23 protein-coding genes are annotated in these 20,449 nt (G+C 71.0%); 10 read left to right on the top strand and 13 right to left on the bottom strand.

What is annotated here, in order from left to right; genetic code table 11:
* The first annotated feature begins 97 nt into the window (after positions 1–97).
* Both VFE05_15535 and VFE05_15530 read left to right on the top strand, forming a co-directional pair.
* Positions 98–325, top strand: a complete 228-nt coding sequence (locus tag VFE05_15535) for a YgiT-type zinc finger protein (protein HET6231485.1) — start codon at positions 98–100, stop codon at positions 323–325.
* A gap of 171 nt (positions 326–496) precedes the next feature.
* Positions 497–895: a nuclear transport factor 2 family protein gene (locus VFE05_15530; protein ID HET6231484.1), complete on the top strand. Its 399-nt coding sequence runs from the start codon at positions 497–499 to the stop codon at positions 893–895.
* Between the two features lie 126 nt (positions 896–1,021).
* Here the strand turns inward: VFE05_15530 and VFE05_15525 are convergent, their stop codons facing one another.
* Positions 1,022–1,756: an SIMPL domain-containing protein gene (locus VFE05_15525; protein HET6231483.1), complete on the bottom strand. Its 735-nt coding sequence runs from the start codon at positions 1,754–1,756 to the stop codon at positions 1,022–1,024.
* A gap of 237 nt (positions 1,757–1,993) precedes the next feature.
* Positions 1,994–2,956, bottom strand: coding sequence for a DMT family transporter (locus VFE05_15520; protein ID HET6231482.1), 963 nt, complete (start codon positions 2,954–2,956; stop codon positions 1,994–1,996).
* Between the two features lie 107 nt (positions 2,957–3,063).
* Between VFE05_15520 and VFE05_15515 the strand changes: the two genes are divergently transcribed.
* Together VFE05_15515 and VFE05_15510 are read left to right on the top strand one after the other, a co-directional pair.
* Positions 3,064–3,615: an XRE family transcriptional regulator gene (locus tag VFE05_15515; GenBank protein HET6231481.1), complete on the top strand. Its 552-nt coding sequence runs from the start codon at positions 3,064–3,066 to the stop codon at positions 3,613–3,615.
* 117 nt (positions 3,616–3,732) lie between these two features.
* On the top strand, positions 3,733–4,071 hold the full coding sequence (locus VFE05_15510; GenBank protein HET6231480.1) for a helix-hairpin-helix domain-containing protein: 339 nt from the start codon (positions 3,733–3,735) through the stop codon (positions 4,069–4,071).
* A 162-nt stretch (positions 4,072–4,233) separates the two neighbouring features.
* Here the strand turns inward: VFE05_15510 and VFE05_15505 are convergent, their stop codons facing one another.
* Entirely contained in the window at positions 4,234–4,587 is a 354-nt protein-coding gene (locus VFE05_15505) for a 4a-hydroxytetrahydrobiopterin dehydratase (protein HET6231479.1), read from the bottom strand.
* The gene (locus tag VFE05_15500) at positions 4,584–6,164 is read right to left on the bottom strand and encodes a chloride channel protein (protein HET6231478.1); all 1,581 of its coding nucleotides are present in this window, start codon (positions 6,162–6,164) and stop codon (positions 4,584–4,586) included. The genes VFE05_15505 and VFE05_15500 overlap by 4 nt, the downstream gene beginning before the upstream one ends.
* A gap of 258 nt (positions 6,165–6,422) precedes the next feature.
* On the opposite strand from VFE05_15500, the gene VFE05_15495 reads away from it, so the two are divergent.
* Together VFE05_15495 and VFE05_15490 are read left to right on the top strand one after the other, a co-directional pair.
* Positions 6,423–7,358, top strand: coding sequence for a helix-turn-helix domain-containing GNAT family N-acetyltransferase (locus VFE05_15495; GenBank protein ID HET6231477.1), 936 nt, complete (start codon positions 6,423–6,425; stop codon positions 7,356–7,358).
* Positions 7,359–7,360: 2 nt separating this feature from the next.
* Positions 7,361–7,522, top strand: a complete 162-nt coding sequence (locus VFE05_15490; protein HET6231476.1) for a hypothetical protein — start codon at positions 7,361–7,363, stop codon at positions 7,520–7,522.
* Positions 7,523–7,951: 429 nt separating this feature from the next.
* Here VFE05_15490 and VFE05_15485 read toward each other — a convergent pair whose 3' ends face one another.
* From VFE05_15485 to VFE05_15470, 4 genes are all read right to left on the bottom strand, one after another.
* Complete coding sequence (locus VFE05_15485) at positions 7,952–8,239, bottom strand: hypothetical protein (GenBank protein ID HET6231475.1); 288 nt, start codon at positions 8,237–8,239, stop codon at positions 7,952–7,954.
* A gap of 379 nt (positions 8,240–8,618) precedes the next feature.
* Complete coding sequence (locus VFE05_15480) at positions 8,619–9,746, bottom strand: aminotransferase class I/II-fold pyridoxal phosphate-dependent enzyme (protein HET6231474.1); 1,128 nt, start codon at positions 9,744–9,746, stop codon at positions 8,619–8,621.
* Between the two features lie 182 nt (positions 9,747–9,928).
* Positions 9,929–10,303: a fluoride efflux transporter CrcB gene (gene crcB, locus VFE05_15475; GenBank protein HET6231473.1), complete on the bottom strand. Its 375-nt coding sequence runs from the start codon at positions 10,301–10,303 to the stop codon at positions 9,929–9,931.
* Positions 10,304–10,346: 43 nt separating this feature from the next.
* The gene (locus VFE05_15470; protein HET6231472.1) at positions 10,347–12,134 is read right to left on the bottom strand and encodes a M1 family metallopeptidase; all 1,788 of its coding nucleotides are present in this window, start codon (positions 12,132–12,134) and stop codon (positions 10,347–10,349) included.
* Between the two features lie 317 nt (positions 12,135–12,451).
* Between VFE05_15470 and VFE05_15465 the strand changes: the two genes are divergently transcribed.
* From VFE05_15465 to VFE05_15450, 4 genes are all read left to right on the top strand, one after another.
* Positions 12,452–12,817: a TSUP family transporter gene (locus tag VFE05_15465; protein ID HET6231471.1), complete on the top strand. Its 366-nt coding sequence runs from the start codon at positions 12,452–12,454 to the stop codon at positions 12,815–12,817.
* A gap of 53 nt (positions 12,818–12,870) precedes the next feature.
* A complete protein-coding gene (locus tag VFE05_15460; protein HET6231470.1) occupies positions 12,871–13,530 on the top strand; it encodes a hypothetical protein in 660 nt (219 codons plus the stop codon).
* Positions 13,527–14,546, top strand: coding sequence for a hypothetical protein (locus VFE05_15455; GenBank protein HET6231469.1), 1,020 nt, complete (start codon positions 13,527–13,529; stop codon positions 14,544–14,546). Before VFE05_15460 ends, VFE05_15455 begins: the two co-directional genes overlap by 4 nt.
* A 138-nt stretch (positions 14,547–14,684) precedes the next feature.
* The gene (locus VFE05_15450) at positions 14,685–15,254 is read left to right on the top strand and encodes a hypothetical protein (protein ID HET6231468.1); all 570 of its coding nucleotides are present in this window, start codon (positions 14,685–14,687) and stop codon (positions 15,252–15,254) included.
* Between the two features lie 106 nt (positions 15,255–15,360).
* On the opposite strand, the gene VFE05_15445 is transcribed toward VFE05_15450, so the two are convergent.
* The 5 genes from VFE05_15445 to VFE05_15425 all read right to left on the bottom strand — a co-directional run bounded on the left by VFE05_15445 (position 15,361) and on the right by VFE05_15425 (position 19,921).
* Complete coding sequence (locus VFE05_15445) at positions 15,361–17,175, bottom strand: hypothetical protein (protein HET6231467.1); 1,815 nt, start codon at positions 17,173–17,175, stop codon at positions 15,361–15,363.
* 600 nt (positions 17,176–17,775) lie between these two features.
* Positions 17,776–18,525 (bottom strand): TetR family transcriptional regulator, encoded by a 750-nt coding sequence (locus tag VFE05_15440; GenBank protein ID HET6231466.1) that lies wholly within the window; start codon positions 18,523–18,525, stop codon positions 17,776–17,778.
* A gap of 89 nt (positions 18,526–18,614) precedes the next feature.
* Entirely contained in the window at positions 18,615–19,055 is a 441-nt protein-coding gene (locus VFE05_15435) for a hypothetical protein (GenBank protein ID HET6231465.1), read from the bottom strand.
* Positions 19,056–19,505 (bottom strand): hypothetical protein, encoded by a 450-nt coding sequence (locus VFE05_15430; protein ID HET6231464.1) that lies wholly within the window; start codon positions 19,503–19,505, stop codon positions 19,056–19,058.
* A 35-nt stretch (positions 19,506–19,540) separates the two neighbouring features.
* Positions 19,541–19,921, bottom strand: coding sequence for a hypothetical protein (locus tag VFE05_15425; GenBank protein HET6231463.1), 381 nt, complete (start codon positions 19,919–19,921; stop codon positions 19,541–19,543).
* Positions 19,922–20,449 lie beyond the last annotated feature (528 nt).

The raw sequence follows: 20,449 nt of genomic DNA, 5'->3' as shown, positions 1-20,449 counted from the left end.
ATGAAGGATTCCGAGGCTACTGTGACGGCAGCCGAAACTGTCGCGTTCCGGGAGCCCGATTACCGCGGGCCGACGATCACCGAAGCTACGTCTGAAGATGAACGCCACGCATCGGCCCGAGCGGCTCGTGGAGCGGCTCGTGACCTATACGATCGAGATCGACGGTCGCGTTCTGATCATCGAAGACGTCCCTGCTCGCGTCAACGTCGAAACCGGCGAGCAGCTCTTCTCACCCGAAACGGTGGAGCGGCTGCAGGCGATCGCGTGGGGTGATCGGAAGCCGGATCGGGGCGCAGAGCCCCCGGTGTTCCGGTTTGCTCCGTGAAGATGTAGCTCGATCAGTCCCGACTAGACCGTGTGTCGCTCGTCCTACCAACCTTCCACCCCGATCCCAACCATCATGCGTAATCGTATTGCGTTGTTCGCCACCGTTGCGGCGCTCGGATTTGCTTCGCGTCCTCTATCGGCACAGGCGTCGGCAAGCCCGGAGCAGGAGGTGCGGGCGGTGGTCGTGCGGATGTTCGACGGGATGCGGGCGGGGGACACGGCGGCGATACGCGCCACGCTTCACCCCGACGCGCGCCTCCAGTCGGTGGACGTGCACGAAGGCCGGCCGGCCGTGCGCACCATCCCGATGGATGCGTTCCTGCGCGCGGTGGGCACGCCGCACGCGGAGATGTACGACGAGCGCATCGCGAACGTGGAGGTTCGCGTGGACGGGGACCTGGCGACGGCGTGGATGGACTACGCCTTTTACGTGGGCCCCAAGTTCAGCCACTGCGGCATCGACGCCTTCCAGCTCTTCCGCGGCCCGGACGGCTGGCGGGTCCTCCAGATCGCCGACACGCGCCACACGTCGTGCCCGCGCATGAACACCCCGCCCCCGGCCGCTTGACCCACGGCGCATCCGGGGACGCGCATCCGCCGGGTGGGCGTGCTGGGGACGATAGATGGACGAAAGAGGAGCGGCCCGCGGCGTGATCGCCGTGGGCCGCCGTTCATCTACCGTGAGGTGCGGGGTTTACTGGCCGCCCGCGATGGCGAAGACGAGGGAGATGGTGGCGCCCACCGTCTGCTCGCCGGGCTCCACGGGCGTCTGCACCGCATCGGCTGCGGCACCGCGGGCCATCATCATGGGCTGAGGGGGATACACACGCTGCTCGGAGCTGGTGCTGGCGTCCAGCACCGGACCCAGCCGCACGCCCAGCCCCGCCGCGATGTTCTGCGCCTCCGCTCGGCCGCGGTCGATGGCCTGGCGGAGCGCCTGCGCCCGCAGCGTCTCCGGGCTGCGGAAGCCGAAGCGCACGCCGTTTACGCGGTTGGCGCCCGCACCCAGCGCCGCGTCGATCAGCGCGCCCACCTGCGCGATGCGGTCGGTCTTCACCGAGACGGTGTTGTTCACGTGGTAGCCGCGGATGGCGGGGTCGCCGCCGGCCGGGCCGGGCTGCGAATACTCCGGGTAGACGTTGTAGTCGCGCGTCTGGATGTCGGTGCGCGCGATGCCGGCGGCCACCAGCGCGGCGATCACGCGGGCCATGCGCGCGGCGTTCTGGTCGCTCGCGGCCTTGGCGGTGGGCGCCACCGTCTCCATCCCGAAGTCCACGAATGCCTGGTCCGGCGTGGCCCGCGCCTCGCCGCTGGACGATACGCGGATGGTGGCCGGCGCCATCGGGCCCTGCTGCATCTGGGCTCGTGCCGCGCCTGCCGCCGCGAGCACGGCGGCCAGGGGAAGGATCGTGACCAGGGAAGCTTTCATCGTCATCTCAGCCGTCTCTGCGTGTGGGTCCGCACCGCGTTCGACCCCGCTGCCGGGGCCCTGTCTCCCGCATCTTACCCTGCCGGGCGCCGCAGGTTGCCGCCTTCGCGTAAGGAGGCCGGCACGCGCATCATCCACTCCGCCTGGGAAGATCGACTCCCAAGGCACTTCTCACAGAAAACCTCCGCCGGCCAATGCCGGAGGAGGTTGCGAATCTGCATCGAGCGGGATGGGTTTCTACGCCGCCGCTCGCCCGGCTTCCACCGGCTCGATCCCGAGCTCCGGCATCGCCTCGACGGCGGTGCGGCGGGCGGGCCGCCAGCGCAGCTCGCTGATGAGCACGCCGGCCACGATGAGCACCGAGCCGCCCACGGTGGAGCGCGTCATCGCCTCGCCGGCGAGGGCGCCGATCACGCCGCCCCACACGGGCTCCATCGAATAGATGACCGTGGCGCGCGTGGCGGCCACCGTCTGCTGCGCCCACGTCATCGCCCCCAGCGCGAACGCCGTTCCCAGCAGGCCCAGGCCCAGCCCGCCGCCCACCACGCCTGCCGTCAGCGGGGGCAGACCCTCGCCCGCGAGCGGCATGGCGAGCATGGCGGCGGCGGCCACGATGCAGAGCTGGACGAGCGCCAGGCGCATGGGGTCGGCTGCGGCGGCCCAGCGGCTCAGGAGCACGATCTGGAGCGCGGCCATCACCGCGCCGGCCAGCGTCAGCCACTCGCCCGTGCCCATGGCGACCGCGGCACCCTCACCCGCGGAGAGCACCAGCAGGCCCGCGAACGACACCGCGATCCCCAGCCACGCCGCCCAGCGCGGCATCTGCCGAAGCAGCACCAGCTGGAGCAACGGCACCACGGGCACGTACATCGACGTGATGAACGCCGACCGGCTGCTGGTCACGTGCTGCAAGCCCGCCGTCTGCAACGCATACGACGCGAACGTCACCACGCCGATAACGGCACCGGTCCGTACCTCGCCGCGCGTCAGGCCGCTCAGGCGCCGCCGGAACATCAGCGCGAGCGCCGCCGCGCCCACCGTGAACCGGACCGCCAGGATCGCGAACGGGCCCGTGTCGCGCAGCATCACCTGCGTGACGAAGAAGGTGCTGCCCCACACGAACGTGACCAGCACCAGCACCAGCTCCGGCCGCACCAGCACACGCCGGAGGCCGGAGATTCCCTGACCTGCTTCCCTCACCCGCATCGTCCCACCCGCTTCCCATCTGAAATGACCTGGCTGCATCTACAGACACGCAATATATTGCATGTTCCGGCTCGATGCAACATACTGCACAGGTGGTTCGATTGGAAGCCTCCGAAGAGCTGCTGCATCACGTCGCCGCCAACCTGCGCGCGGCCCGGCACGCGCTGGGCTGGACGCAGCAGGCGCTCGCCGAGAAGGCCGTCGTCAGCCGCCGTATGCTCGCCGCGGTGGAGTCGGGCGACAGCAACGTCAGCCTGGCCACGCTGGACCGTTTGGCGCACGCGCTGGGGCTGCCCTTCGCCGACCTCGTCCGCCCGTGCACGGCGGATGCGCGCGGGGCCGAGCCGGTGCTGGTGTGGCAGGGCGCGAGCCCGGAGAGCCGCGCGCGGTTGCTGCTGAGCGTGCCCGCGCGGGGCAGCGTGGAGCTGTGGGAGTGGAGCCTGGCCCCCGGCGAGCGCTACGACGCCGAGCCGGACCGCGCGGGCATGCGCGAGCTGCTCTACGTCGTGTCCGGCACGCTCACGCTGGAGCGCGCGGGCGGCCGCGAGGACGTTGCGGAGGGCGGCTCCGTCGCCTATCCATCGGACCAGGCGTATGCGTACGCGAACCACGGCGACGCGCCCGTCCGCTTCGTCCGCAACGTCGTAGGCTGAGGGCGCGGACGACGCTCGGTCGTGAGATGTCGTCCGACCAGCGGACGTGTCTCCGCCGTACCGCATGTAACGCGGGCTTCTGTGGATGAGGTCGAACCCGGGCGAGAGGAGGCCGTGATGCCGGTTGTGGAGAAGGCGGAGGGCACATCTGCCGCGGAGGAGAAGGCGGCGCTGCGGGACCTTCGGCGCATACCGGGCGTGGGCCCCAGCATCGCGCGCGACCTGTGGAACCAGGGCTTCCGGCGCGTGGACGACCTGCGCGGCCGGGACCCGCAGGCGATGTACGAGCGCGCCTGCGAGATCCAGGGCATGCACGTGGACCGCTGCCTGCTGTACGTGTTCCGCTGCGCCGTCTACTTCGCCTCGCACGACGAGCACGAGCATGAGCCGGAGCGCCTGCTCTGGTGGAACTGGAAGGACGGGAAGATGGACGAGGAGCGTTCCCCGGCACGGTAGATGTACGGCGCCGGTGGCGAACGGCGGTCGAGCGGGAGATGCGCGGGGCCGGCGCCGATGCGTGCACGGAGATGTGCAGCGGCGCGGTGCACGGTCGCGGCGGAGAGCTGCGGATGCAATGAATTGCACCCCAACGGGTGCAAGATCGCCGCGGACATTGTGTTACGACGGTGCGGAGGCGTAGGCTTCGTCGGCCTTCGCGGCCATGACGAAGTCGTTGCGGTGCAGGCCGCCGACGTCGTGCGTCCACCACGTCACGGTCACGCGGCCCCACTCCGTGAGCAGCGCGGGGTGGTGCCCTTCCTTCTCCGCCGCGGCGCCGACGCGGTTGGTGAAGGCGAGCGCGGTTGCGAAATCCGGGAACCGGAACACGCGCTCGATGCGCGGCACACCGTCCTTCTCGCCCAGCGTCCAGCCGGGGACCGACGCCATCAGCTCCGCAGTCTGCGCCGCGTCGAGCGCGCCTTCGCCCCCGCGGCAGGGGACGCACTTCTCGGTAGCGAGCCTGTCCGTCATCGTCTCATCCTCCGTCTGGTGTGGCTGCGCGTAGATTGACGCGCCGCAGCGCCCCTCAGGCGCACGAACGCTCCGCATCCACCGAAAGCAGCATGACCCAACCTGCGCTTCGCCCTCTGAACCCGCGTTCCGTCGCAATCATTCGGGGCGCCATGCTCGCCGGCGTCGTCCTGTTCGGCGCCGTGGCGTGGATGCATGCGCGCGGCGCCGCGGACCTGGCCGGCGCGCACGAGGCGCGGGTGCTCACCTACGTGCTCGGCATCATCTGGTTGCTCGCGCTGGCCGCGCTGGTCTACGTCCGCGGCTCCCACCACGGCGCCCATGCCCACCAGCGCGTACGCCTCGGGATGCAGGTGCAGCGCGGGGAAGAGCTGCGCGAGCCCCACGCCGAACGCGCCGCCCGTGGCCGCACCGATGTACAGCGACGGGGTGAACACGCCGCCGGTGCCGCCGGTGCCCATGGTGAGGGCCGTCGCCACGATCTTGGCGAACGCGAGCAGCGCCAGCGCCGTCCACGCCATCCGCCCGAACACCTGGAGCCGCACGGCCAGGTGCCCGTAGCCCACCAGGATCCCGCCCGTGCTCCACACCAGCAGGCCCACCACGGTGCCGCCCAGCACGGGCAGCAGCCACGCCGGGCCGCGCACGCGCTTCGCCTGCGCCTCCACGGCAAAGAAGGTGCGGACGAAGAGCACGGAGACCAGCCCGGACACGATGCCCAGCAACGGGTAGAAGAGGAAGACCTCGCGCCGCAGCGTGAAGCCGTACGCGATGGGGATGGGGAACGCGGGATGATTCCCCAGCGCCGCGCGAGAGACCACGGCGGCGACCACGCTGCTCACCACCACGGGCGAGAACGAGCCGACGGAGAAGGAGCCCAGGATGTCTTCCAGCGCGAAGAACGCCCCGGCGAGCGGCGCGTTGAACGAGGCGGAGATGCCGGCCGCGGCGCCCGCGCCCACCATCACCTTCACGCGCTGCGGGTCGAAGCGGAAGAGCCGCCCCAGCGTGGAGCCCACCGTGGCGCCCAGCACCGCCACCGGCCCCTCGCTCCCCGCCGAGCCGCCGGAGCCCAGCGTGACCGCCGCCGCGGCGATGCGTACCGCGGACGGACGCAGCGGCACCTCGCCCTGGCGGCGGGCGATGGCGAGCTGCACCGCGGCCACGTTCTCGCCGCCCTCGCGCCCGCGCAGGCCGCGCACGAGCGCCCACGCGACCGTGAAGCCCGCCGCGGTGATGAGCGGGCGGTACACGGCCAGCGCGGCAGTGCCCACGAACTCGCCCGTCCAGCGGTAGAAGACGGTGTACGCCAGGTCGATCAGCCGGTAGAAGGCGATCACGCCCAGCGCGCCCACCAGCCCGATCGCCACGGCGAACGAGAGCAGGATGGTGTTCTCGCTCAGCTTCAGCGCCTCGAAGCGGGCGAGCGCCGCCGTCCAGCCGCGGTCCGCCGCCGCGGCGGTGCCCTCGCGAGTGCGCACCAGCCGCTCGGACGTGCGTGAACGCGCCGCCGTCACCGCCTTCCGCAGCCGCCAGGCACGCAGCCGGGCCCGCGCCCTCCGCCTCCGCTTCGTCATCACTCGTCGCACCTGAAAGAAACGCGGCCGCTCTCCGGCCGCCGCGGGTCGCGTGGCAGGTTCGAGGCCGCGATTGGATTGGAGCCCATGCAAGCGCGCCTCTTACCGGAAAACGTCGTGGATGATCCGTCGAGAGTTTGTTGACTCCGTCAAGTAGATCAGATAGGATACGGGCCGAGCCGGCTCCGTGGGCGGTGCGATCCTGCCTTCCCGTCTCGCTTACGCGGGAAGCCGCGACTATCCCCGAGGTGCGTTCAGATGCAAGCGCAGACCAACGATTCCGAAGACGCGGTGCAGGCGGTGCGGAGGTTCAACCGGTTCTACACGCAGCGCATTGGCGTGCTGACGGACCGGCTGGCGGCGAGTCCGTTCACGCTGGCGGAGGCGCGGGTGATGTACGAGGTCGCCACCCGCGGCGGTACGACGGCGGCGGAGCTGTGCCGCGACCTGGGCATGGATGCGGGCTACCTGAGCCGCATCGTCCGCCGCTTCGCCGATGCGGGACTGGTGGAGCGCACGCCAGCCGCGGACGATGGACGCCGTGTGATCCTGTCGCTCACGCCTGCGGGCGAGGACGCGTTCGCCGCGCTGGACGAGGGCTCGCGGCGCGAGGTGCGGGAGATGCTGGGCCGCCTCCCATCTCCAGACCACGCACGCCTCACCGCGGCGATGGAGACCATCGAGCGCGTGCTGCGGCCCGCGCCGGCGCCCGCGGAGCCGTTCACGCTCCGCTCGCACCGGCCCGGCGACATGGGCTGGATGATCCACCGGCACGGCGTGTTGTACGCGCGGGAGTACGGCTGGGACGAGCGGTTCGAGGCGCTGGTGGCGGAGATCGCCGCGAAGTTCATCCAGGACCTGGACCCGGCGCGCGAGCGCTGCTGGCTGGCCGAGCGCGACGGCCAGATCGCCGGCTCCGTCTTCCTCGTCCGCGCGAGCGCCGAGGTGGCGAAGCTGCGGCTGCTGCTGGTGGAGCCCAGCGCGCGCGGCCTGGGCATCGGCGGGCGGCTGGTGGACGAGTGCATCCGCTTCGCGCGCGAGGCCGGCTACGGGAAGGTGACGCTGTGGACGAACAGCGTGCTCCACTCGGCGCGGAAGATCTACGAGGCCGCAGGCTTCCGCCTGGTGCACGAGGAGCCGCACCACAGCTTCGGCCACGACCTGGTCGGCCAGACCTGGCAGCTGGACCTGTAGATTTGGTAGATGCGGTAGATGCGGTAGATGCGGTAGATGCGGTAGATGCGGGAGATGCGGTAGATGCGGGAGATGCGGGAGATGCGGGAGATGCGGGAGATGCGGGAGATGCGGCGGCCGTCCTCGGCACATCCGCGGCGGTGCGGCGGAAGGCGACGGTGTGATGATCCGCATCTCACGCGACGAACACAGACGGGTCGGACGCGAGGGTGCGCGTCCGGCTCGTCGTCCATCTACCGGCTTCGCGACTATGCGCCGCAGGCGTTCCAGCAGGTGACGTTCACGGTGTAGTCGGTGCCGCAGGCGTACGGGTCGCACGTGTTGGCGCCGCCGGTGGGCGGGCACGTGTACGTGTATCCGCCGGCCGAGCCGCTCCCGCCGTGGCCGCACTCGCCGCCGTGTAGTAGCAGTCGTGCGTGTCGGCGGGGATCAGCTGGCCCTGCACCGTGCCGGGGCGGGCGGGGGCGGCGTTCGCGGTGGAGAACGACTGCACTTCCAAGGTCTCCGCGTCCAGCTTCAGCTTCCGCCTTGGCGCGTGGAAAGGGCGGACACGCCCCCGCGCATCCGTCCCCGGCATCGCGAAGCGGTTCCGCTCAGGTCGTGCAGGTGGCGTTGCAGCTTGCGTAGGCGGTGCAATTCTGCGTGTAGAGGCCGCATACGGCGGGGTCGCAGCTGTAGTAGCGCTGGGTGTCCGGGCAGTCGTAGCTCACACCACCGCTGAGACTCCCGCTCCCGCCGGTGTGGCATTCCGCCCCCTGCGTGCAGGTGTCGGTGTCTGCCGTGACGAACTGGCCGTGCACGGTGCCCGAGCGGCCCATCTCGCCACCCGTGACGAACGACTGCACGTCCAGCCCGTCGATGTCGAGCTTCAGCTTGCGCATGGATCCTCCCTGGCGGCGCGCCCCTCGGCACGCGGTGGATGGCCGCGGCTCCGCAGTCGCGGTCCGCGCCGTGCCGGCGTCTCCACGGCGGAGGGCCGGCGGACGTGAGATGTGCGTAGCTGGTGATCTTCCGTGTGTCCGCCGCGGCCGTTAAAGGGCGCGGCCAGTTCGGTGCGGCCGAGCGCAGAACGGCCCGGGATTCTGCTGATGGTTGGCGCAGCGCCGACAGCAGGTTCCGTACCCACGCGGGTCCAAAAAAGTCGGCTTGTGGATGTATGGAGATGCGCGGAAGCCCGCGGGACGGGAGACGATCCGCCCCAGCCGCTCGATCATCTTGCGCCCTCCGCTCGCCGGACTCGTCACCGGCGGATGCAGGGCGCTACGGGTGGCCGAAGCGCGCGGCGAGGTACCCGTCGAAGCGGGCGAGCGCCTCGGGCATGTTCGTGCGTCCGAAGCCGATGCGGAAGTGGTTGCCGCCGTGCCCCAGCAGCGTGCCGGGAAGGATGAGGACGCCGGCCTTCTCGCGCAGGTCGGCGGCGAGGGCATCGATGGGCGCGTCCACCACGAAGCGCGGGAAGGCGGTGCTGCCGCCGCGCGGGCGCACCCACTCCAGCACGCCTGCCCACCGCGCGAAGAAGTCGTCCAGCAGCGCGAGGTTGGGCCGGACGATGGACGCCGTGCGCTCCAGAACCCGCTCGCGCGCCCGCAGTGCGATGATCGCCAGCACCTCGCTGGGCGCGCTGGAGCAGATGGTCGTGTAGTCCTTGAACGCCGCCAGCCTGCCCAGCAGCGCCCGGTCGCGGCACGCGATCCAGCCGATGCGGAGGCCGGCGAGCGCGAACGACTTAGACATGACGCCCAGGCTGATGCCGCGCTCGCTGGCCTCGACCGCGGCCGGAAGCCGGTCCGCCGGCGTGGGCTCCAGGTAGCGGTAGACCTCGTCGGAGAAGAGATGCGCGCCCGCTTCCTCCGCGATGGCGGCGACCTCGCGGAAGGTCGCGGCGTCCGGCAGCGCGCCCGTGGGGTTGTGCGGGAAGTTGACGGTCACCACGCGCGAACCGGGCCGGACGAGGCGGCGCAGCTCGTCCGTGTCCACGCGCCAGCCGTCTTCGTGGCGCAGGCGGAGCAGGTCCACGTCTGCGCCCGCGGCGCGCGCCACCTCGATGAGCGACTGGTACGCGGGCCAGGTGGCGACCGCGCGGTCTCCGTCGCCGACGAGCACGTTCATGGCGGCGAAGATGGCCTCCTCCGCCCCCGCGAACACCAGCACGTCGTCCGCCGCGACGCCGTCGTAGAGCGATGCGATCTCGCGGCGCAGGAGCGGGTGGCCGGGCGCTTCGGTGTAGCCCAGCGTCAGCCCGTCCCACATCTCCCGCATCTCCTCGTCCGCCAGCGCGAGTAGGTCGCGCATGGCCCACCCCTGCACGTCCGACGCGCACAGCAGGTGCGGCGCCGCGAACTCCCACTCCGCGAAGAACCGCTCCAGCTCGAAATCGGGAATCTTCATGGACGGTTTTCGGGAAGTCGGGAGTGGCCACCAAGCCGCGGACCGGTAGGGGCCGACCTGCGTGTCGGCCTCTGGTTCGGGATGCGAGAACCTTCGCTGGGCCGTGGGAGAGGTGCGAACTGAACCGCGGAGGCACACACAGGTGCCCCCCTACCGAGGCGATCTCGGATCGTCGGACCGGCTCAGCCGGCGGTGCGGGCGGCGAGCCAGGCGCCGGTGGCTACGGCGGCGAGGCCGAGGAGGACGCTGGATGCGACGTACCCCGCGGCCGCGGCGTAGGAGCGGGCCTCCAGCAGCGTCAGCGTCTCGTAGCCGAAAGTGCTGAAGGTGGTGTACGCGCCGCAGAAGCCGACGGCGAGGAGCGCGCGGGCCACCGGCGCCGCGTCGGCCGCCGGGAAGGTGCGGAGCAGCCAGCCCAGCAGCAGCGAGCCGGTGACGTTGATGAGCAGCGTGGGCCACGGGAAGCCGTCGCCCGCGTGGTGCAGAACCCAGCTTCCCAGCGCGAAGCGGACGACCGCCCCCAGCGCGCCGCCCAGCGCAACGTAGACGTAAAGCATCAGCCCCGCCCCCGTGGAGGGCGGGGCGGGGCGGGCGATGCGGTCACGGGATGGCCCGTCGGTCGTTGCTGGGGTCGAAGTCCAGCAGCAGGTGGCGCGGGTCGACCTCCACGCCCGCCGGCTTGTCGGGCGTGACTACGGTGACGGTCTGCACCCGGTCGCGCGAGGTGAAGGTGCGCGTGACGTCGTTCACCTTCAGCGTCACGGGCATCCACGCATCTCCCATCCGCACCACGTCTACCGTGGTCTCCCACCCGCGGCGGGTGCGGTGCGACTCCGCGCGCAGGATGCCGTAGTCCAGCTTGTCGTCGCGGTCGATCCACTGGGCGAAGAACCAGCCCAGGTCGCGCCCGCTGGCGTGCTCCACCGCGCGGCGCAGGTCGTCTTCGGTGACGTGCTGGAGCTTGTGCTGCGCGTAGTACTCGCGCATGGCGCGGCGGAACACGTCTTCGCCCACCAGGTCGCGCAGCATGCGCAGCACCACCGAGCCCTTGGTGTAGGTCATGATGCTGTACGTGCGCGGGTCGCGGAACGCGGCGCCCTCCAGCCCCACGGGCTGTGCCTTGTTCGCGCGCTCCATCGTGGCCAGCGCCTCCATGCTCTGCTTCCACACGTCCTGCTGCCCGCGCGACTCGTAGAACCAGTTGGTGAGGAAGGTGGCGAAGCCCTCGTCCAGCCAGCCCTCGCGCCACTCGTTGTTGGCCAGCGCGCCGTGCGTGTACTGGTGCGCGACCTCGTGCACGATCAGGCTCTCGGAGTTGGAGCCGTTCATCACCATCATCGGGAACTCGGTGCCGCCGCTCTCTATGCGGTGCAGGTTGGTGAGCTGCGGCCACGGGTACGGCCCGAACACGCCCTGCAGCCACGCCAGCGCCTCGTACGTGCGGTGCGAGGCGACGCCCTCTCCCCAGGCGGTGTCGCCGGGCTGGTAGAGGACGTGGATGCTGGGCAGGCCGCCGCTCTCGCCCGCGTCGTTCATCTGCGAGCGGACCACCACGTCGTGCCGGTAGCCGGGGTCGTTGCTCCACGCGAAGTGGTGCACGTTCTCCGCGCGGAAGCGGACGCGCTTGCGGCCCGCGCCCGCGTCGCCCGAGAGCAGGGCGAGAGATTCCGCGGCGCGCGGGGCGTACGCGGCCTTCTCGAAGTCCGTCACCGTCCAGCCCGGGTCGCCTTCCACCGCCACGCCGGTCGCGCCGATCACCTGGTCGGCGGCCACGTCCAGGGTCACGTCGTACGCGGCGAACTCGCCGTAGAACTCGCCCTGCGGCATCAGAGCGTGCTGTTGCCAGCCGCGGCGGTCGAACACGGCCACGCGGGGATACCACTGCGCCCAGTCGTAGTGCCGGTCGCGGCGCCCCTGCCGCCGGGCCAGCGTGGAGAGGCGCGCATCCCAGTCCATCACCAGCGTCGCGGACGCGCCCGGCGCCAGCGGCGAGGCGAGCGCGATGGCGGACACGGTGGAATCCGGCGCGCCCGGGTAGACGGCCTGCACCGCACGTCCATCCACCGACACCGACGTGAAGCGCTCGTAGGCGTAATCGTCCGGCCCCAGTTCCTGGAAGCGCCGGTTGCCGCTCTGCAGCTCGCGGCGCGCCCAGGCGCTGTTGGGCCGGAAGGCGTTGAGGTGCTGGTGGACGTAGATGGTGTCCAGCGGCGTGCGCGAGCGGTTGGTGTAGCGCAGGCGGGCGCGGCCGTGCAGCACGTGCGTGGCTTCGTCCAGCCGCGCCTCTATGCGGTAGTCCACGCCCTGCTGGAAGTACGGCGCGTCCTGCGCCGCGGCGGCGCTGGCGAGGAAGGCCGCGGCGAGCGGCGCGAGCAGGTGTCTCTTCATCGGCTCCGGTCCCGGTGAGATGTTGAGCCCGGAACATGGTGCGCGCCCGTGCGGCCGGCAAGCGTCGCCGCGCCCATCCGCTCGTTACGGCAGCCCGCTCAGCCGTGGAGGACGTGTAGCGTACGATGCTGACCGTCGCCCCCAAGCGCGTTCGAACCTCATCGCCGCCCGCGTGCTGCTGCGGAGGTCGCGTCACCGGGCGGTCCTCGACGCCCTCCGTCGTCGTGCGAAGGGCGGGCGAAAGCGGCGCGGGCCGCGTATCTTGTGCGGCGGCGGGCTCGCGCAACTTGGCACACAACGGCAAAAGGAACCCTGCGATGATGGTCGTCCTCTACCTTCTCATCGGCCTGGCGGCCGGAGTGCTGTCCGGCCTGTTCGGCATCGGCGGCGGCATCCTGATCGTCCCGGCGCTGCTGCTCGTGGCGAAGATGCCGGCCAACACGGCGACCGGCACGTCGCTGGGCGCGCTGCTGCTGCCGGTGGGCGCGCTGGGCGCGTACGAGTACTACAAGAACGGGCACATCAACCTGCTGGCGTCGCTGCTCATCGCCGCCGGGCTGTTCGTGGGCGCGTTCTTCGGCGCGCGGTACGCGCAGGGGCTGTCACAGGTGGCCCTCAAGCGCTCGTTCGCCATCTTCCTCGTTCTGGTCGCCGCGCGCATGTGGGTCACCGCCGCGAAGTGACCCCCGCGCGCGGTGCCGCGCATCCGGCTGCGGCTGCGGACGTCCGAACGCGGGTGAGTGTGCCGGACCTGGCGCGGCGGATCGCGCGCCTGCCGTGGCCGCCGCTCGCCTGCGCGGCGCTGCACTCCGCCGCGATCTTCGCCATGGCCGTGGTGCTCGCGCCCGGCACGGAGGCGCGCCCGCGGGTGGCGGAGCGCATCGCGTACGTGGCCGCGCACCCGCTGGCGTGGCGCGCGAGCTGGGCGGTGTGGATGACGTCCGCGCTCGCCATCGTCGCCTTCTACGCCTGGTGGGCCGCACATCTACCATCCCGCGGACGCCGGCTCGCCGCGGTCTTGGTCGTGGTCGCGGGTGCCGCGTGCGACCTGTCCGGCGAGGCGATGTACGCGCTCCGCCTCCCGCGCCACGCTGCCGATGCGCTCGCCGGCGCTCCCGGCGCGGCGGAGGCGTTCGCGCGCGTGCAGGCGCTGGGCACGCTGCTCACCGCCGTGCCCGCCAACGCGCTCTACACTCTCGCGGGCGTGCTGCTGACCGTGTGGATGCCCGGGCTGCCGCGCAGGACGCGAGCACTGGCGTGGACGACGTGGGGTGCGGGCGCGGTGCTGTCGCTCGCGGGCGCGTCGGGGAGCGCGCTGGGGATGGTCGCCGCATCCGCCGTCCTCTTCCCGTGCCTGGTGCTCACCTGCCTGCTCGTGGGCGAGGAGCTGGCGTGAGGCGCGTGGTCGTGCTCGGCGGGCGCGGATTCTTCGGTGGCGCGGCGGCGGGGCTGCTGCGCGGGATGGGCGTGACGCCGCTCATCGCCTCGCGCGGCGCGGGGGCGGATGTGACGGCGGATGCGGAAGATGCGGACTCCCTGCGCCGCGCCCTCCGCCCGGGCGACGTGGTGCTGGACGCGGCCGGACCGTTCCAGTCGCGCACGGACACGCTCGTCCGCGCCGCGTGCGAGGTGGGCTTCGACGTCGTGGACCTGGCGGACAGCCTGTCGTACGTGGAAGCGGTGCAACGGCTTTCGGGAGATGCGGAGCGGGCCGGCGTGCGCGTGCTCACCGCGTGCAGCACGGTGTCCGCCGTCTCCGCCGCGTTCCTGGCGCTGAGCGGCATCGATCGGCCCGTGCGCTTCACCGGCGCGCTCGTCCCCGCCACGCGTCACTCCGCCGGCGGCGCGACCGCGGCATCGCTGCTCGGCCAGCTCGGCCGCCCGATCCGCGTGTTCGAGGACGGGCATCTCGTCGAAACGCGCGGCTGGGGCGCGGCTCGTCGCATCCGCCTCCCTTCGCCTGCTGGCGAGGTGCGCGGCCGCGTGTTCGAGACGGCGGACGCGCTGACGCTTCCCGCCGCGTATCCCACGCTCCGCACCGTCGTTACGTACGTCGATCCCAACGCACCCGGCCTTGGCGCGATGTTGCGGATCGCTTCCGCCGCGGCGCCGCTCCGGGCGTTCGTCGCGGCCGCCAGCAGCGTGGCGATGCCGCTGGTGCGGAGGGTGGGCAGCACGCGTGGCCTCGTCGGCTGCGAGATCGAGGGCGACGACGGCAGGGTCGTGCGGATGGCGCTCACTGCCGCGAACCGCAGCTATCTCGTCGCCGTCGCCCCCGCCGCGCTCGCCGTCCGCGCCCTCGCGACGGACACCTTCCCCGCCCGCGGCATCATCCCGCCCCGCCAGCACGTCGACCCCGCCGAGTTGATCGGCTTTCTGTCGACGCTCGGCATCCGACTCATCCGCGAGTAGCCCCACCGCACGCAGTCACATCACGCGTCGGCTGAGCGGTATTGCACATCGTCCCGCGAATCAACTCTCCCGCGCTGGATCCGGCATCAGCTCGGGGACGGAAAATTTGTTCGGACGCACTTCTCACGGGAGATGCGAATGGAACGTGTGATCGATGGGATCTTCTGGGGCGAAGTGCCGCCCGCCGCCGCACCCGCTTGGCTGCCGCCCGGCCATCGGATGATGGCGGTGTGGCCATCTCCCGTGAACGCCGACGTCTGCTTCCGCGAAGCCGGCTTCGACCGCTTTGCCGATACGGACGACCGGTGGGACGACGAGTGGAAGCAGATCGTCGCGCGTGTGCTCGCCGTGCTCGGGCGCAGCGGCGCACCCCGGCTGCGTGTCGAGCCCACGCCTCCGCGGACGGGCATCGCCGCAACGTGGGATCGCGTGCGCACCGCCATCTCCCGTGCGGCCGTGTACGACCCGCCGCTCCTCCAGCGTGTGCTCGACGCGACGCTCGACGACCGGTTCCCCGGCGTGGTGGTGGACTTCGGTGATTCGCCGACGGTGACGCTGCGCGCTGGCTCCGGCCATCCGCTGCTCTGGATGTACGGACCGGCACTAATCGTCCCGCCGGCCGGTTTGCTGGAGGAGGTCGCGGACGGACGGCCGGTCACGCACCTCGACCTGGAGTGGGCGCCGCTGCTGCACGCGCCGCACGGGTGAGCGGCGCCGTCTCATCCGACTCGACGGAAGGGACGAAAGCGAAGGCGGCGGAGGCTCGTGAGCCCCCGCCGCCTTCGTCATGCTGCGCTGGCCTTTCGGCCGGCGGCTAGTGGCTGCAGATGCAGAAGGTGAACGCGGCGAGCTCGCGCGCCGGGTCGTTGCTGAAGCCGTTGGTCAGCTTCCGCTGCGTGGTGAGCTCCACGAGGTACGAGCACGAAGGCCAGGTGCTGATGTCCAGGTGCACCGTTCCGTTGTCGCCGCGCGGCTTGGCCGGCGTGGGCCCGGACGCCACGGGCGACGGGTTGACCGGCGCGCCCGGCAGCGAGAACGCCGCGCTGCCGATGGAGATGGACCAGTCCAGCATCAGCTCGTGGTCGGTGGTGAAGTCGACGTCCAGCGCCGCGTCCAGGCCGGAGCAGGCGTTGGAGCCGCCGCCGTGGAACTGCTGCGCGTCCAGCTCGCCCACCTCGGCGAAGTTGTTCACCAGCAGCACCGCCACGTCCGTCTGCTGCACCGTGGCCGCCGCGTTCGCCCGGTCCACCGTCGTCTCGAAGATCACGCGCACCTTCTTGCCGTTCCGCGGCGTGGAGGGCGGCTGGCCCGCCGTGCCGCTGCCGCCTCCGTCGCCGCCGGCCACCACCGCCTCGGAGTTGAGGCCCAGCAGCGTCTGGAACGACTGGCCCACCGCGTCGGGGTCCACCGCGATCCAGCCCGCCGCGTCGGGCACGATCACGTGCTTGGGCGGCCAGCCGGGCGTGCCGGGGGGCAGCGGCGCGGGCAGCCCCGGCGTGGCGCCCGAGCTCTGCAGCCAGATCTGCTGCGGCACGTACTCCAGCGTGCCGTCGCCGTTCTTGTCCCACAGGATCAGCCGCGAGCCCACGGGCCACGGCGTCACCTGCGGCCCCATCACGGCAGGCGCCGCGGCGTCCGCCACGCCCGGCAGCGCCACGCGGAAGCGGTAGAACATGGCCTGGCTGGTGCCCGCCTTGAAGCTGGGGCACAGGCCGCCCAGCACCAGCGTGCCGAAGAAGCCGTAGCCCACGCCCACCGGCGACGTGGGCCCGGTCAGCCCGGTGCCCGCCACCACGTCGCCCATGAAGGCCAGGTTGCCCACGCTGGTGAAGAGCGGGTCGAAGTACGGCGGCTTCGGCTTCATGTCCACGCACAGGTCCACGCAGAAGCAGTGCTGCACGTTGCGGCGCTTGGGCTGCCAGCCGTCGGCTTGCTTCTCGTTCAGCAGCGTGGAGCCGCCGGACTCCACGGTGAAGTACAGGTCCGGCCCCTCCGCCAGCTCCACGTTCAGCCACGGCGAGAACGGCGTCTTCCGGAACTGCGCCGACGTGTAGTCGATGCGGAAGTGCCCGTCTGCCGCCGTCACCGCGCTGCCCAGCGCGTCGTCCTGCAGCCAGTCCGCGTCGAACGCCTTCACCGTCACGCCGGCGATGGGCACCTTGTCCTTGCAGCTGCGCAGGTGCCCGCAGATCACCCACGCGTCGAAGAGCGAGCGCACGTGGCACCACAGCCGCGCCGGCACCTCGTACCGCCAGTCGAAGAACGAGCCCACGCGCGACTGCTCCCACTTCGGGTCGACCTCGGCCAAGGTGAGCTGCACGGGCTCCTTCCGGCGGTTGTCGCGCAGGCCGGGCACCGAGTCGCAGCGCACGTCCACCTCCACCGGCCCGCTTTCGTAGCGCGAGTTGGGCCCGATCTCCACGCTGAACGCGCCGCTCTCGTCGGCCTTGGCGCTGCCCAGCAGCCGCGCCTGCTTCTCCTCGATGGCGGCGGCGTCCAGCGGCTCGGGGTCGCTGGGCGCGGGTTTGCCGGAGGCGCGGTACAGCAGCACGGTCACGCCGAAGAGCGGCTCGGTGCAGTCGCCGTCGCAGAACCGGCCGTGCAGCACGCCGTTGAACTTGAATGACATGGGGACCTCCTGAGTACATCCGCGGGAGAGAGCTGCCGTTCCGGGCAGTCGGGCCGTGTGCCGGGGGAGCGGGCACGGAGAGGCCGCAGGCTCCACGTAAGGCATCTCGCGTACCCTGCTCGGCCCCGCGCCCCCATACCGCCCCCCGCGAACGGCTTGCGATCCATTCGCGCCCACGCTTGTTTGCGCGCCCGGGCTCCCGAAGTGCGTATCTATTGTCTCAGATGAGACACAGAAGGGGCAATCGACAAAACTGTTACGCGCTCGTACTTCATCTCCAGATGCTGCCTCGGCGCACCCGCAGTCGAGGTCACGTCGGGGATTTGTACGAGCGGAACGGAAGCACGAGGAGCAGGCCGCGCACGCGGTCTTCGCGCCGCCGTAGCCCGCGCGTTTACGCGCCAAGGCGATGCGGAGGCGAACCCATCTTCAATTTCGTGAGATGAGCCGCGAACGGATTGGGTGTGCGGCTGGATGTGCGGGAGATGTGGGGAGGAAATGCGTGTGGGAGATGCGGATCTGGAGATGCGGATTGGCGAATGCTCGGTTGAGCACGATCCGACCGTGCAGCAACCGATCCGACGATGCGAGCGGAGGATGTCAGGCTGGCGTGGGATCCTCGCCCGCTGGCGCCGCATCGTCCGTCTCAATGTCTTCCGCGTCGTCGGCCTCGACGTCGGCGAGGAGGCGGAGGACGCTGCGGCGCACGGGGCCCATGAGCGGCAGGCCTGCGAGCGAGATGAGGCGCACGACCAGATCCACCGTGCCGCCAATGAGCTTGCGCGTGCGGCGGCGCCCCGGCGACGAGTCGTGGATCCAGAAGAGAACGATGCCCATGTGGTACGTCCACAGCAGGTTGGGAAGCTCGGCCTCCAGGTCCGCCGGCACGCGCTCGTTCGCGCCGCGCACCACCTCCGCGAACAGCGCCGTCGCCTCGGCGCGCACCGGGCGCGACGCGTCGCTGAACGGGTTGAGCGGGCTGCGCGGGTCCGCCGCGGTCTTGAACAGCAGGCCGGAGAAGCGGTGATAGGGCTCCAGCGTGTCCACCTTGGCCTGCATCACCCCCAGCAGCCGCGCCTTCAGCGAGGTCTCGCGGGCGAGCACGGGGGCGCACGCCGCGAGGTGCTCGGTGTGCGTGCGGCCGTAGAACGTCTGGATCAGCTCTTCCTTGCCGCGGAAGTAGTAGTACGCGCTGCCCAGCGCCACGCCCGCCCGCTCGGCCACGGCGCGCATCGTCGTCTCCTCGTAGCCGCGCTCGCGGAACAGGTCCAGCGCGGTTTCCAGGATCAGGGCGCGGGTGGCCTCGCCCTTCTTGGTCTTCGTCGCCGCCTCGGGGTTGCCGTCCGTCATGCTAGCCGTGGTGGGGAGATTCGGTTCGGGCGACGCCGGATCGCGCCGCCCGGACCGAATGTATCGCATCGCCCCGCCGTGCGCGCGGCTCACACGGGCTCCTCGCGCTCCACCCAGCCGCACGCCCGCAGCAGCGCGAGCAGCCCGTGCGCCCGGCCCACGTACGCATATCCGAACGCGAGGCTGAGAACCGCGAGGATGCATAGCGCGCCTGCGAACATCGCCCACGAATCCGACCCGCCGGAGAACAAGCCCAGGAGCCCGGCCAATAGCACCATCGTCCCGGTCATCGCCCACGGGGCAACGAGCGCGGCGCTCCGCATCTCCCGCTCGATCATTCCGGTCATCCACCGGAGCAAGCCGAGCGCTACGATCACGTACGGGATCGCCGCATAGATGGAGACGATCACCAGCATGCCGATGGCGCCTCGCAGCCCATCCCGCAGCGGCGCCGCGAGCAGTGGCGCCAGGACGGCGGGAACCGCCACCGGAAGCAGCAGGCTGCATCGGTAGAAGGTAGCCGTACGCATCTACCGGCGCTCCTCCGTGCCCGCGGGGGCGACCCAGCCGCTCCGGCGCAGCAGCCGGAGGAGGCCGAACGCCAGCGCCACGTATCCGTAGCCGAAGAGGATCACGAAGCCGCCGTAGAACGCCATCTCGCCCCAACCGGCATCCACCGACCCGCCGGGCCCGGCGCTTCCCAGCGCGTACAGCAGGTAGCAGATGCACATTAGCGGCGCCATCAGCAGCGGGGCGCACCACAGGGCGCGGCGCTGCTCGCGCTCCGTCTTCCCGCGCATCCATACCACGAGGAAGACCGCCGTGGGGATGTACGCGACCGCCCCGATCACGCTGCCCATGATCAGCCAGATCGCCACGCTCCCCAGCCCCTTCTCCCCCGTCATCAGCAGGGGAGAGGCGAGGATCGGCAGCACCAACGGAAGCAGCAGCGACAGCCGGTAGTAAGCTGGCGTGCTCACCGCACGCCTGCGGGCGAGGACAGCAGCCGCGGCGCTCATTCGGACACCGGCTCGCTCATGTGGATGCGGCCGCTGGGACGCGACACGCGCATGCGGTTGAAGACCAGCAGGTTGAAGAAGTGCATCCCGCCCAGCACCAGCATCACCGTCCCGATCTTCCCCGCCAGCGCCTCGATGCTCTCGCGCACGCTCAGCACGTCGCCCGTCATGCGCAGCGCCAGGCACACGTAGCCCAGGTTGATGAGGTAGAAGCCGACCACGAGCAGGTGGTTCACCGACGCGGCCAGCGTCTCGTCTCCCCGGAACACGTTCACCAGGAAGATGCCGCCGTTGATGGAGAGGGTGCGTGCCACCCAGATGGTGAGCCCCGCACTGACGCCCAGGTAGATCAGGTACGTGGGAACGATGATGTCCATGAGCCCCTCCGCCGATGTGATTTGAACGTGTTCAACTGCCGTGAACGCAGGATACATCCGCGGCCGAACCGCGTCAAGGGTTTTGTGAACACGTTCAGAATGTGCTGGAACTCCTAGCCGCCGGGTGCGAAGGCATGTGGCATCAAACGATGAGCCGGTGCATCTTCGCGGCAGCGGGGGGTCTATCGGCGGCGGATGCGCGGACGCGGTGGCATCTACCGAGCAAGTGCGAAGGCGGGGAGGCTCGGCGGGCTCGGCGGGCTCGGCGGGCGAGGCGGGTGCGCGGGTCTGTGCGCCGCGCACGGGGCGCTGTAGATTTGCGGCCGATTCCGTATCCGCGCATCCAAGCTTCGCGGCGCGGCGGGACGTGCATCTCCCGGCGCCGTTTTCAACATCCGAAAGGCTCGAACCGACATGGCCGGACCCGAGTTCATCTACGTGGTGAAGGACCTCCGCAAGGTGGTCCCGCCCAACCGCCAGATCCTGCAGGGCATCTGGCTCTCGTTCTACCCCGGCGCCAAGATCGGC

Source organism: Longimicrobiaceae bacterium (assembly GCA_035696245.1).
Lineage (GTDB): Bacteria > Gemmatimonadota > Gemmatimonadetes > Longimicrobiales > Longimicrobiaceae > DASRQW01.
The sequence above is the reverse complement of the archived record's forward strand: the minus strand, read 5'-3'. Positions and strand labels throughout refer to the sequence as shown.